The following is a 13,242-nucleotide window of genomic DNA, read 5'->3' as shown; positions in this document are numbered from 1 at the left end:
TGCTGGTGATCATCGGTGTCACGCCAGAAGGCAGGAAGGAGCGTGTTGCCATTGCCGACGGCTTCCGTGAATCAAAGGCGTCATGGCAGGAGGTGCTGCTGGACTTGAAGGCACGTGGTTTGCAGGCAGGCCCCTTGTTAGCCACCGGCGATGGCGCCATGGGCTTTTGGGCGGCACTGGAGGAGGTGTTTCCGGCCACCAGAGCACAGCGCTGCTGGTTCCACAAGATGGGCAATGTGTTGAATGCCTTGCCGGCATCACAGCAGGCCAAAGCGAAGGCGGCCATGCAAGGCATCTTTATGGCCGCCACCAGAGATGATGCCATGGCGGCGATCAACCGCTTCATCACCACTTACGGAGCGAAGTATCCAAAAGCGACCGACAAGCTCGTTCAGGACAAAGTCAGCCTGCTGGCGTTCTATGACTTCCCGGCCGAGCACTGGCAACATGTACGCACCACCAATCCGATCGAGTCGACGTTTGCGACGGTGCGGCATCGAACCACACGCTCGCGCAATTGCCTGTCGCGGGCGACATTCCTGGGACTGGCGTTCAAGCTGATGGAGGAGGCCGAGAAATCATGGCGCAGGATTCGTGGCGCTGACAAGATCGGACCACTGCTTGACGGTGTGCCGTTCAGAGACGGAATACCGGTGCAAGACGATCCACCGGAACAACAGAAACTCGCCGCCTGAACAAGCTATGCTTCAGATGCCGCATCCACCAGATTTGACATTAGCTCATACGCGATCGAAACGGATATCGAGAAATTATCAGCCGCTTGCAGGCGCACCTGCAGGACGAAGTATCATTTCAGGTCAGTATCCTTGATGCCGTGGGAAGACTTGTTTTTTCAAGTATCGATCCAAATGCGAGAGCTATCAATTTAAGTGATCGTGAGCACTTCAAGATACATACCCAGCGTCAGATCGACAGACTATTTATCAGTGCTCCAGTACTTGGGCGGATAAGCAACCAATGGTCGATTCAGTTCACACGTCCGATTTACAACGTGACTGGCCATTTCGATGGTGTCATCGTCATATCCGTTGCGCCAGCTTACTTTTCCCGGTTCTATCATCGCATCAAACTCGGTGAAAGTGCTGCCGTAACTCTGGTGCGCGCCGACGGCGCAATTGTCGCGAGATCGCCCCGCGAGGAAGACGGTATTGGCATGGGAACAAAGATAGCTAATTCTCAATTTCAACGCAGTGGTCCTCATTTGACCGGCTTTTACCTTCAGGCTTCAGATGTCGATGGCATTAAGCGTCTAAATGCCTGGCGATCGCTACCGAAGTATGAACTGACCGTGCTTGTCGGCCAAGCTGAAGAGGTAACATTTGATCGGTATCGCGAGCAATATCGAGTGTATATCCTATCCGGGATCGGCATGACCATGCTGATCATCGGCATTGGTTACTTCGTTCTCGCAAGCGCGCGTCAGAAGGCAAATGCAATGGCGGCGTTGGCCGAAAGCGAGGCACGTTGGAACTTGGCGTTGTCCGGGGCTGAAGACGGAGTATGGGACTGGAATATCCGTGCCGGCACACTGCAGCTTTCACGTCGCAGCAGGGAACTCCTTGGCGTTGCGGCGGATGTGCTTCGTGCCACGCCGGAAACGCTGCAAAAGTTTGTCCATCCCGAAGATCTCGTACATGTAGAACAAGCCTTGCTAATGCATCTTCGTGCTAAAACTCCGAACTACAAGGTAGAACACCGCGTACTTGCCTCTGAAAATGGAGAGCGATGGGTACTGGCCAAAGGGATGGTGGTACGTAGAGACGAAAACGGTAAGCCTGTCCGTATGATTGGCACATACAGTGATGTGACTTCCAGGAAGCAGGAAGATAGTGCAGTCAAGTATCTCGCCGAACATGATTCGCTTACCGGACTGCCGAATCGGCACCTTTTCGCGGATCGCTTACGTCAGTGCTTGCTACGTGCGAAAAGGGAAAACACTTGTTTCTCAGTGATCTATTTTGATCTGGACAAGTTCAAGGCTGTTAATGATCAAATGGGGCATGAGGCGGGAGATATGTTACTCAAGGAAGTTGGAAGTCGCGTAACACAATGTCTACGTGATTCCGATACGGTGGCAAGGATCGGGGGAGACGAATTCGTGGTGCTCCTTCCTACTATCAACACAGAGGAACACGCCGCCACAGTTGCACAAACTATTCTTGAAACGCTTTTAATGCCCTTTAGTATTCAAGGCAGTCAGGTATCAATAGGCGCCAGTCTTGGAGTAGCTACCTATCCAGGCCATGGAAGTACGGGAGATGTGCTTCTACGCTGTGCGGATGAGGCCATGTATCAGGCCAAGGCTGCAGGGCGAAGCCGAGTGTGCGTCCATGGCAATCAACGATCTGGATTGGCATGATGGCCGATGCACGTAATGGACTCGGTACGTCGTTGCATCCTGATACTCAGGGAAAAACGCAAGCCCAATTAATCGCGGTTGATCAAAACCCTCATTTCATACAAGCGGTCGCACGAGTAGGTGAGGAAAATGAAGTCATCGCACAACAGGATATCTATGCCGAGAACGGCATGAAGCTATTAGCTAAGGGGGCGCGGATCAATAAAAGCACTCATCTGCACCTGATTGCTCACCGGCTAGAGCTTCCTCTTGACATGGTACTTTGTGTGGCTGATTCGGTTAACGAAATTACCATGGTACGCGATCTCGAGCGCATCATATCTACAGATCCGGTATTGCGAAATATCACAATGCGTTCCGGACAACCGCAAGGGTATAGATCGATACTGGGCACTCTGGACATACCTGCACCGTTGCTCTTCCGCCTGACGGTCATGCGGGATGATCGGAACGAACTGTATCTTCATTCGCTAAGAACAGCCGTCATAGCCCATAGCTTGGGTGTACGAATTGGACTGACTCAGGAAGCGCTGCAGAATCTATTTCTAGCCGCTATTTGTCATGATTTCGGTGAAATGCATACAGACCCGGCGATCCTGTTAAAAGGAAGAGCGATCCAGGGCAGTGAACGCCGGTTTATCCACGTCCACCCGATTACCAGTTATGCCATATTGGCGAAGATGCAGAATATTCCACCCAATGTATTGCAAGGTGTTTTGCAGCACCACGAACGGCTAGATGTAAGCGGATATCCGTCGGCGCTGACTGAGGAGAAAATCTGCACGGAAGCGCGGATCATCGCAGTCGCGGAAACAGTGGAGACAATTGCACGACGCTCAAGAAAACGCCAGATTCGCATTGCAATACGTTTGAATACCGGTCGGCTCGACTCCCGATACTTGTCGGTCGCAGATGAGCTTCTTCAGACCAAGGAAGAGATCGATCCAGCATTTGATTCCGATATTGAAGTGCTTGGAAAGCTCACGCGATTAACCACCGTATTAGGTGCTTGGCCTGCACTCGAAGAAACATTCAAGAATCATCAACAGTCCGCGGCGCTGGATTTCATAGGCCAGCGGCTACAGAGCATCCAGTCGCTGGCGATGCAAGCTGGACTCTCTACTAATTTTCTTGAGTGTCTGGACTTGACCGGAGAGGATGCTACGGTGCTTCCCGAGTTGAACGTGACGTTGGTCGAAATGGATCGCGTCATAGACGATTTAGTTTTCGAAATCGAGCGGCGAACCTCTCACCTTCCGGATTGTGCTCCTATCGTAGATCACATTCGGAAAGTCTTCCAAGCGGAGCCTGTCAGAATTTCTGTGTAAAGCGGGGTCATGAAATAATCCCGAAAGGGATATTTAGTGACAGAAGCAATGACCACCAAGAAGCCTAAAAAGGGTGCCTTCGTTATTGGTGCGGTTTACGAAGTTAGCGCGAGACAGCATCCATGCGGATTTGCCGGAGGCGTGTTCCAAATAATTTTACTAAAGTAATAGCTTGCTGCCTACCTTGCTTTAAAACGGTAAGATTCCGGTCCTTTGCGTTTCAACAACGGCACAATGAGCCATTGGCGCGTACCTTACTTTGGCGAAAGCTCTATGCAAGCGGCCAATATTTCCTCATGTAAAACAAAAACGTGGTTTCCCGATTGTGCGGGTGACTCTGTCTGTGTGAGCAGTGGCCGTGTAATTACGGCTACGTTGAATCTCACTTTCCCAAACAACAAAATGGTCGCAAAATGCTTCGATGCTTATCATTCGGAGTCTTCCAATGACCCCCATTATTACCGCATTTGAACAGTCCCCGGATCGCGGCAAGGGGCAGGCACGTGACATGCGCGTCCGCTGGGCGCTAGAGGAAGTGAATCAGGCTTACGACGTCCGTCTTGTTTCATTCACGGGGATGAAGGAACCTGAACATCTCGCTCTTCATCCCTTCGGGCAGATTCCGACTTACGAAGAAGGCGATCTCACCTTATTCGAGTCAGGGGCGATCGTGCTCCATATCGCGGAAAGCCATGCTGGCCTCCTGCCCAGCGATGCGAATGCCAGGTCACGCGCGATCACATGGATGTTCGCTGCGCTCAACACGATGGAGCCGCCGCTCGTGGACTGCGAAGTCGCCATGCTCCTGGAGCGTGAGAAGCCTTGGTATGAGGAACGCCAGCCTGTCCTCGAGGATCGCGCTCGCAAACGGCTCGATGAACTTTCCCGTCGACTTGGCGATGCCGACTGGCTCGATGGCACCTTCACCGCGGGCGACCTTCTGATGGTAGCGGTGCTATTCAGGTCTAAAGAATCTGGAATACTGGAAGAATATCCAAATCTCTCTGCCTATGTCGCCCGCGGCGAAGCGCGCCCCGCCTTCAAGCGTGCTTTCGCTGCTCAATTGGCTGTCTTCACTGGTGCTCACCCAAGCAGGTAACCGGCGCAAGCGTGGCGACTCCGCTAAACACATGACGCCCACCCTTTCAAGCAACCAGATACGCTCCGCAAAATCAGGGCATGCCATTTCTCCTCGAACGTTGAGAGGCCGCTATCTAAGGCCCAACAGGCAGGAACGGGCCGCATCCTGAAATTATTAGCTAGCCACCAAAAGCTGGAATTGAACAAGAAGTAGGCGTATTTGAACTTTTTGTGCTGCTATGGCGGCCGGACAGTCCATAAATCGACATTATGGCAAAAATGTCACCTTCAGCATGCGACTTCGAGCAGCTACGTCGACACCGCGATGCCAAACGCCTTAGCAGCAGCAACTGTATCCAGCGATTCACGTAGCAGCGTGATCTTGCGGCCGTCAGTGACAAGTCGGCCAGCATAAGCCTGACGATAGATGCGCCCGCTTGGAACAACTACAGCCTCGACGTCATACTCGGCAAAGACCTGGTCACTTGTCTCCATCTGTATTCGTACGTTCTTGAAACGGAAGTCAGGCACTTTCTTAAGCAGCGATGCAATGAAGCCTTCAATTGCTGCGTGTCCCTGTGCTTGAGGCGCAATACCGAGTGAGGCGAGATAGGGCAGTTCCAGAATGCCGTCATCGGCAAACAGTGCTGCCGCGGTTGCAGGACTGCCAATTGATCCAAGGTATTGTTGCAGTAGCTGATTTGCGGTGGTCATTCTCGTTCCTTTTTCACCGGCTGCAGCCCATTACTGCGCAAGTGCAGAAGTGGCAGCCGGTGGTTAAGATTGGTTGGCATTACACCTGAGCCAAGCCGCCATCTACGGCAAAGTCAATGCCGTTGACATAGCTCGCGTCGTCCGACGCCAGAAAAACTGCGGCTTTTGCAACTTCATCCGGGTCCGCGACCCGTCCCATCGGGACCTGAGACGCCAGGTAGTCCAGGAGGCCTTGCTGCTGGGCTGCGTCGGGACCGGCCAGATCTACCAGTCCAGGTGTCTTGACGGGCCCGGGACTAATGGTATTGAAGCGGATGTTGCGGTCCTTGACATCGAGAATCCAATTGCGGGTGAACGCACGCACCGCAGCTTTGGATGCGGCATAAACACTAAAGGCCGCCGTTCCAGTCTGGGCTGCAGAGGAGCCTGTCAGGATGACGGAGGCGCCGTTGGACAGCAAAGGCAATGCCTTTTGCACGGTGAAAAGCACACCTTTCACGTTGCGGCCGAACGTGTCATCGAACTGTTCTTCGGTGATCTCACCCAGCGGCAGCATCGAACCACCGCCTGCATTGGCGAATAGGACGTCGATACGGCCTTTGGATTCCTTGATCCGGGCGAACAAAGTATCAAGCTCAGACAATCTGGACGAGTCGACAGCAATGCCAGTGGCATTGCCGACGGCGGCAACGGCCGCTTCCAGTTCGGCCTTACGGCGACCGGTAATGAAAACATGAGCGCCTTCGCTGGCGAATCGCTTGGCCGTTGCCAAGCCGATGCCGCTGGTGCCGCCGGTGACGAGGGCGATTTTTCCGTTGAGTTTCTGTGTCATGGTGCTTCTCCTTGCAAGAAAGGTGGTCTGGGTTGCTGGGTTGCTCGGTTGCTGGGTCGGTAGGAGAAAGCTTATCGGGAGCGCTTATGTTTTAAAATGGCAAAGATTGAAAACCATCATTGCAGATTTGACGATGTCGAAGCTTCCCGATTTCGAAGGACTGGCGATGTTCGCCAAAGTGGTGGAGGAGCGCTCGTTCGCTGCTGCTGCCAGAACGATGGATGTGTCGGTGGCGACCGTGTCCCGTGCGGTTGGGCGACTGGAAGAGCGGCTGGGTGCGCGGCTTTTCAACCGTACCTCTCGCCAACTGGCACTGACGGAGTTCGGGCGCACCATCGCTGAGAGCGCTACGCGTATCTACCATGATGCGGAACAGGTCGAAGGAATTGCCCGAGAGTTATCGGTGCAACCACGCGGCCTAATCAAGCTAGCCGTACCGATGTCGTTTGGTCTGAAGTGGGTCGCACCGATATTGCCCGACTTTTTGTCAGCGTATCCCAACGTGTCGATTGACCTTCACCTGTCCGATGCCACCGTTGACTTGGTCGGGGATGGATTCGATGCGGCCTTGAGGATAGCGGTGCTGCCGGATTCGTCGCTGGTGGCCAGGAAGCTATGCCCGGTGTCCCGTCTGATTGTTGCGGCACCTGCGTATCTTGAAAAGCATGGCAGGCCCCAGCACCCTGGCGATTTGGATCCTAAGCACTGCCTGGGGTATGCCTATCGGGCCCGCAATGACGTATGGCGTCTGATGAACAAAGAAGGCAAACACGAAACGATCGTGCCGGACGGAAGATTGCGCGTCACAAATTCCGATGCGATGATCCCTGCGATCCTTGCCGGACTGGCTGTAGCGGAACTGCCGGACTTCATTGCGTCCGAATTCCTCTCGGATGGCCGCTTGGAAACAATTCTGACTGACTGGTTCATGGAAGAGGGCGGATTGTACTTTGTGACGCCGTCGGCACGAAGTCGGCCTGCCAAGGTAGAGGTATTGGCCCGTTTTTTTGCGGACCGACTGTCCAATCCAAAATGGATAAGCGCAAAGGCGGGGTACTGATTTCGTATCCTGAAGAAGTAGTTAGTAGAAGTAGAGCGCCGTAGTTCAACAGAGGACATTCTGGCCCGAAGGGCTTGCGCATATGGTTCTAAAATTGTTCCAGGATTCTTTTAGCATTATGCGTAATAGTTACAGCTCCATCCTCGCATTGGGAGATTCGTGCGAGCGCAACGCAAGACACCATGATCGGTAACTGTGCGGCATCGCTACCGCCAGCGCGCTGATGGTCAATAGCCCTGTCCACAGCACAATGCCGGTTCCTCATCCCGCTTGAGCTACCCAGGTCACAAGCGACGTGACAAGCGCGGCTGCTCCAGAGACCTGAAATAAAATCCTCTCCAAGCCTCTAGAAGGACATCAGTCTGGCGACCCTGTACAACTGCTGAGGCTGCCAAGCCAGCGTGAACGCTACGGCCATTGTGCAGACGGCGAGCAGAAGGAACCACAGGATGGTGCCGAAGCCCAGACCGTGTGAGGCGATGCATAGCATTAAGCCGGCGGTGATGCTCAATGCCGCGCAGCGCTGCCAGCGTGGTCTAGCCCCAGGACTGGGACATGGCAAATTGCGCACGCCGGCAACCGATTCCCAGTGCCGCTCCTGCAGCAACGCCAGCCAAGCGAAAGCCAGGTAAATGGCTACTCCGGCAACGACAGTGAACATCGCGTCAATCATGGCGAGCCTGCTGCGATGCTTTGACCGCCGCAACGCCGCGCGCGTTTCTGTCGCGGGTCCGGCGATCAGTGTGCCGCGCGGGAACGGCGTGTCGCCGTCCCAGGCGCCGGGCAGCCAGCGCGGCTAGCGCGGCGGCTGTAAGCAGCATCAGGTCCATGCCGGCCACTCCTGCGCTTCCCGCCGCAAGCGTCTTCAGCAAGTGATCGCCGGTGCTGAGCCAGTTGAGCGACACGGCCAGCACGGCGAGGGCTGCGATCGCCAATGCCTGTTCGCACCATGCCCTTGCCGGCCGCAGCCACGCATGAGCGAACGTGCCGCACCATACCAGGTAGAACGCAGACATCTCAAATGCGGCGCGGCCGGCGCCGGCGAATTCCGCATTCGCCGGAAGTAGCCGGTTGACGGCAAAGAAAGCGAACGTAGCGATGATGATTCCGGTCACGCTTCCGATGGTTAAGCCTTGTACCAGGGGCGCCCCTGCCAAGCCTTGCTGGGCGTGCCGCGCCCGTCTCGATCCTTGCCAGAACAGGAAGCCGGTGGCGATCATGACACATCCGGCCATGCCGCCAAGGAAGTAAAGCCAGCGCAGCGTCCAATGCTGGAACTGGATGAAATGCATGCCGGCGATGAAGGCATGCACGCTGCGTACCGGTGCAGAGTAGTGTTCCCGGATCAGGGTCCCGCTGCCGGCGTCATAGACGGCAACCCCGCGGTCCATCGCTACCGTGTCTGAAGGGAACACGCTGCGGACCTGCACGAAGCTCGCCGCATCTCCTGGATGCACAACACGCACGAAGTCGGCGCTGACCGGTGCGCCGTGGTGGACGCTCCAACGGGCTTCTGCATCCCTGACCATGGCATCGAGCGAGGCCAGTCGACCCGGCACGCCGGTCTTGGGACGGTTGAACCCGCCAAAGGCTTCCGCCTGCAACGCCTCCTTGTTTCCCTGGAATGGCAGCGTGGCCGGCCATGGAAAATAGATCGCATAGAAAATGATCAATCCCGACAAGGTAATTGCGAAATGAAAAGGCAGGGCCAGCACGCCGGTCAGGTTGTGCAGGTCCAGGCTTGCCCGCTGCACCTGCTTCTGCGGGCGGAAGGTGAAGAATTCGCGGAAAATCTTCCTGTGGATGATCACGCCCGATACCAGCAGGACGAGCATCCCCATGCCGGCAAGGCCTACCAGCCAGTAGCCGAGGTCCATCCATTTGATATGCAGGCTGTAGTGGAACGGGAAGATGAACCCCGTTCCACCGTGCGTGCCGGCGTCCGGTAGCAGATCTCCGTTCGCCGGGTCGATGTAGCGCCGCGCGAACCCGCCTGATGCATCGCGATAGCCGACGCGGAAGACCGGCATCCGGTCATTCGGCAGGCTCACGAACCATTGTGGGGAGCCAACGGAAAGCTGTTCCGCGACGGGCTTCACCATCGTATCGAGCGAGGCCGGCGGCGGTGCCCCGAGGCGTGTAGCCGGCATCATCCAGCGGTCGATTTCGCGGTCGAAGACCGACAGCGAGCCCATCCAAAAAATAGCGAACAGCACGCTGCCGATGATTACACCGGCCCAGGTGTGCAGCCATTCCATCGATTTGCGAAACGTCGGTTCCATGTCAGCCTCCGTAAACAGCAAGCATCGATGCCAGCCATCGCGACAAGCCGAAGGCTGTCGCGCCGCCAGCCGAAAAAATCACCCACACGCGCAACAGGCTGGCTTCGGCGAACGCCCACAATAACAGCACCAGGTAAAGAATGAAGCCGAGCATGGCGCTCAACAGGACGGCTTCACTGCGCGCCATGCCAAACAGCAGCGGTAGCGCAACGCTGCCCAACCCCACCCATGCGGTGGTCAGTCCGAAACCGCCGACCACGCTTGCGGTCGCCCGCAGCGTAAGCAGGATTGCCGCCTTCAGGGCTTGCTTACCGGTTGTCGCCATGGGCTGGCCGGTTAAAAGCTCGTGCTGGCCGATATCCGCAGCGCACGCGGCGAGCCGAACTGCATCGAACCGAAGCTGGTAGAGTTGAAATAGGTCTTGTCGGTGACGTTTTCCAGGTACGCGCGCAGAACGGTCGCCTTGCCTGCGATCCGAGTCGCGTAGCGTGCGCCGAGATCGAAGCGCGTGTAGCCGGGCACGAACAAGGTGTTGGCGGCGTCGACCGCCTTCGCCCCGGAATGAAACAGTCCACCCGACAATGCCAAGCCCGGCACGGCCGAAACGTCGGCGTCCAGGTACAGGCTGGCCTGCCGGCGTGCCGCATTCACCGGCCGTTTGCCGAGAATGGCCGTGTTGGACGTGCGCTCGACGCGCGGATCGAGCCACATCACGCCGCCGACAAGACGCAAGCCCCGCGCGATCTCGCCCGAGAGCGACAGTTCGGCGCCGGTATGCACCTGCCGGCCGTCCTGCACGTAGACGTTGGCGCCATTCACGTATTCCAGCCCCTTGTCGATCTTGAAGGCGGCGGCGCTCAGCGTCGCGCCGGCGAAAACCTCGGACTTGATGCCAATTTCAAGCTGCTTACTCTCCAGCGGCGGCTGCACTTCGTTGCGGTTGGAGACGGTGGCCGGCGCGGTGCCGCCCTGCTCGATGCCCTCGGCATAGCTGGCGTAGAGTGAAACGCTCGGCACCGGCTTGAACACTACGCCAGCGCTTGGGGTGTTCGCTGCCTTGTCATACACCGCGGTCTGCATCTGTGTGTTGTCGAAGGTGATATAGTCCGGGCGAGTGTGACGCAGGCCGACGAATGCGCTCCATTGCGGATTGAGAGTGACGTAGTCCGCGGCGAACAGTGCGCTCTCGCGATTGCGGCTGCGCATGGTCGACGGCAGACCGGGGCCGATCGGACCAGGAACTGCCATGGGTGCGAAGATGTTCGATGCGCCGAGTACCGGCGTGAGGGAATCGCCGAAGCGCACCTTGTGGTCCATTGTGGCAATCCCTACGGCAAGCTCGTGCTTTATGCCGCCGGTCTCGAAATTGCCTTCCAACGCGGTTTCAGTGGTCAAGGCGCGACGGGTCTGGTCGGGTGAATAGAAGGTGGTCACCTGGAAGTCGCCGTTCGCCTGCAGTGAACCTGCCCGGATGCCTGCAGACTGCTGGTCGCGCCAGAGATCGCTGTATTGCACGGCAGTGCGCAGCATCCAAGCGTTGTTCAAACTCCACATCAAGCGCGCACTGGTATTCGTCATTTCGGTAGGGTATGTGCCCCATGTCTGCCCAAGGAAGGTCGTCGCCCCTGCTGCTGTCGGAAGAAAGCGCGCCACGCCTGGGGCAAATGAGTTGAACGACACGTTGACCTGCTGCGGCAGACTGCGCTCCTGATGCTCGATCTCGAATTCGGCAAGCAGGTCGCGGCTAAGTCTCCAGTCGAAATAGCCACTTGCCATGCGTCGGTTGCCCTCGACCTCCTTGATATGCGTCCTCTCACGCTCGGCCGCGAGATTGATGCGGTAGCCCAATTGCCGCTCGTTGCCGAAGCGGCCGCCAAGGTCGGCATGCGTGCCGACGCCGCCGAATTCATTGGCATGCACGGTCAAATCGGCGAGCGGCTTGGCGGTCGGCTTTTTGAGTACCCAATTGACGATGCCGCCGGGATTGGTGAAGCCGTAACGCAGCGCGGAGAGGCCCTTGACGATCTCGATGCGCTCCTTGTTCTCCATCGGCTGGCTGGCCTGGTTCGCGAACATCAAGCCTTCGCGGCGATAACCGGACCAGTTGTTCAACTCGAAGCCGCGGATGTTGACCCCGTCGTAGTAGCCCGGCATCGCGTTGCTCGGCACTACTGCAGGATCGTTCTTCGTCACGTCGACCAGCGACCGCGACACTTGGTCCTTCATCAGCTGCTCGGTGAACACATTCACCTGGAATGGAGTATCGAGCTGCGATTTCTCGACAAAACCTGATGAACCTTGGCGTATCGCTCGATAGGACTGATTATCCGCGCCAGCGGTGACCCTGACTTCGGGCAAGGTTGCTTCGTTCGGCGATGCTTGGCCAAATGCAGGCAGGTGGCACACGGCGGGGATGGCAAAGGCAGCCGCCAGCGCAGCCGCGAGCGGGTTAAGACGTCGGTTCATCACTATCCTTGTCGGGAATCGATATGGCTCGATGCGATCGAGCCGGGCCACTGGCTGGCTGGCCGGAGGATGAACCGGATGGCTGGCGACGAAGGTTATGCGCAGAAAAGCTGTATGCCATGCGCAAGTCCTGACAGACTCGGGGAATCGAGTATCTGTCTTGACAAGACACAAGTTTAATTGAAAATGATTCGCATTACCAGAAAATTTACGTCGTTTCCGTATCCCGCGTAAGTTGGGTCTGAAGTTACTCTGATAGAACTGCGGCTTGGAATTAAAGCCTTGGCTTACATTATCCGTTGCCCAAGAACTTCAAATTTCGATTGACGAATATGCATAATGCAGCCCAATACAACAAAACCTTTTAGGCACAATCGTTCATTTCGACTTTCAGTTGAGTTAACCCAACGGCGCTCTATGAGCGCTCATGTTCCGAGCAACAGTAGGAATAAAGCCTATTATCCAAGATTGTCTTTGGATTAATGCCAGCCGACATGAGCATTCCCTTGCAGGGTATGTATTGCGCTTCCAATCATGCGGTCAAGAGCTTCATCAATACGCTGAGGATGGAAAGTGAATGCGCCGGCGAACCGATTTCATTCACCTTGATCAAGCCTGCATCTGTGAACAGCATGTTGACCGAACATGCCCGTAACGACACGCCCGATAAACCGGATCTGCCGCCACCGGTATTTGCCATTCGCCTGGTGGCAAATGCGAGACTGCATGCTGCAGTGCATCCCGTGCGCGACATCTATGTCGGTGAACCGGCGATCTCCAGCGCTTCCTTCGCCCAATTGGCGCCAGGCATCAGTGACATGATGCTCAAGGTGTTCACCTATAACCTCCAGCAGAAGAACGAGAAGGATAACCGCAACGACAACCGCAATTTGTTTGTTTCAAAGGGTGAGGGCGCGCTGCTGGAGTGCGGCGGCTATTAACGGTATGACCCTTCATCATGGTCCTTATACCGAAGTGATGACGGGCTTGCCTGGTCCGCTTGGCCTCATCCGCAAGATTCTTCGTCGGGTGATCCAGCACTGACCAGAGTCGCTCGTTACCACGCAGCTGGGCATGTCCCTGGCAATCTCCGTCCAAAG

12 protein-coding genes are annotated in these 13,242 nt (G+C 56.2%); 6 read left to right on the top strand and 6 right to left on the bottom strand.

Features of this window, described 5'->3' with window-relative positions; all coding sequences use genetic code 11:
* The 4 genes from FH061_RS28560 to FH061_RS28545 form a co-directional block, all read left to right on the top strand.
* Window positions 1–695: IS256 family transposase (locus tag FH061_RS28560; protein WP_151639233.1), on the top strand; the 695-nt coding region annotated here is incomplete at its 5' end.
* Between the two features lie 86 nt (window positions 696–781).
* On the top strand, window positions 782–2,380 hold the full coding sequence (locus FH061_RS28555) for a bifunctional diguanylate cyclase/phosphodiesterase (RefSeq protein ID WP_151639232.1): 1,599 nt from the start codon (window positions 782–784) through the stop codon (window positions 2,378–2,380).
* Window positions 2,377–3,708 carry an HD-GYP domain-containing protein gene (locus FH061_RS28550; RefSeq protein WP_151639231.1) on the top strand — a complete coding sequence of 444 codons (1,332 nt, stop codon included), beginning with the start codon at window positions 2,377–2,379 and terminating at the stop codon, window positions 3,706–3,708. The genes FH061_RS28555 and FH061_RS28550 overlap by 4 nt, the downstream gene beginning before the upstream one ends.
* Window positions 3,709–4,153: 445 nt before the next feature.
* Window positions 4,154–4,807, top strand: coding sequence for a glutathione S-transferase family protein (locus FH061_RS28545; protein ID WP_151639230.1), 654 nt, complete (start codon window positions 4,154–4,156; stop codon window positions 4,805–4,807).
* 290 nt (window positions 4,808–5,097) lie between these two features.
* Here the strand turns inward: FH061_RS28545 and FH061_RS28540 are convergent, their stop codons facing one another.
* Together FH061_RS28540 and FH061_RS28535 are read right to left on the bottom strand one after the other, a co-directional pair.
* Entirely contained in the window at window positions 5,098–5,502 is a 405-nt protein-coding gene (locus FH061_RS28540) for a nuclear transport factor 2 family protein (protein WP_151639229.1), read from the bottom strand.
* Window positions 5,503–5,581: 79 nt separating this feature from the next.
* On the bottom strand, window positions 5,582–6,334 hold the full coding sequence (locus tag FH061_RS28535) for an SDR family NAD(P)-dependent oxidoreductase (protein ID WP_151639228.1): 753 nt from the start codon (window positions 6,332–6,334) through the stop codon (window positions 5,582–5,584).
* Between the two features lie 133 nt (window positions 6,335–6,467).
* Here FH061_RS28535 and FH061_RS28530 point away from each other — a divergent pair, with 133 nt between their 5' ends.
* Window positions 6,468–7,394: a LysR family transcriptional regulator gene (locus FH061_RS28530; RefSeq protein WP_151639234.1), complete on the top strand. Its 927-nt coding sequence runs from the start codon at window positions 6,468–6,470 to the stop codon at window positions 7,392–7,394.
* 346 nt (window positions 7,395–7,740) lie between these two features.
* Here FH061_RS28530 and FH061_RS28525 read toward each other — a convergent pair whose 3' ends face one another.
* The 4 genes from FH061_RS28525 to FH061_RS28510 are packed head-to-tail and all read right to left on the bottom strand — an operon-like array spanning window position 7,741 to window position 12,142.
* Window positions 7,741–8,067, bottom strand: coding sequence for a DUF3325 domain-containing protein (locus FH061_RS28525; RefSeq protein ID WP_151639227.1), 327 nt, complete (start codon window positions 8,065–8,067; stop codon window positions 7,741–7,743).
* Window positions 8,060–9,676: a PepSY-associated TM helix domain-containing protein gene (locus tag FH061_RS28520; protein WP_151639226.1), complete on the bottom strand. Its 1,617-nt coding sequence runs from the start codon at window positions 9,674–9,676 to the stop codon at window positions 8,060–8,062. Before FH061_RS28520 ends, FH061_RS28525 begins: the two co-directional genes overlap by 8 nt.
* A gap of 1 nt (window position 9,677) precedes the next feature.
* Window positions 9,678–10,001 carry an iron uptake protein gene (locus tag FH061_RS28515; protein WP_151639225.1) on the bottom strand — a complete coding sequence of 108 codons (324 nt, stop codon included), beginning with the start codon at window positions 9,999–10,001 and terminating at the stop codon, window positions 9,678–9,680.
* A gap of 11 nt (window positions 10,002–10,012) precedes the next feature.
* Window positions 10,013–12,142, bottom strand: a complete 2,130-nt coding sequence (locus FH061_RS28510) for a TonB-dependent siderophore receptor (RefSeq protein ID WP_151639224.1) — start codon at window positions 12,140–12,142, stop codon at window positions 10,013–10,015.
* Window positions 12,143–12,636: 494 nt separating this feature from the next.
* On the opposite strand from FH061_RS28510, the gene FH061_RS28505 reads away from it, so the two are divergent.
* Window positions 12,637–13,083 carry a hypothetical protein gene (locus FH061_RS28505; RefSeq protein WP_192805310.1) on the top strand — a complete coding sequence of 149 codons (447 nt, stop codon included), beginning with the start codon at window positions 12,637–12,639 and terminating at the stop codon, window positions 13,081–13,083.
* The last annotated feature ends 159 nt before the right edge of the window (window positions 13,084–13,242 follow it).

The sequence above is a fragment of the Noviherbaspirillum aerium genome (assembly GCF_008929045.1).
Taxonomy (GTDB): domain Bacteria; phylum Pseudomonadota; class Gammaproteobacteria; order Burkholderiales; family Burkholderiaceae_D; genus Noviherbaspirillum; species Noviherbaspirillum aerium.
Note: the sequence above shows the minus strand (reverse complement) of the source record. Positions and strands in the feature narration are given on the sequence as shown.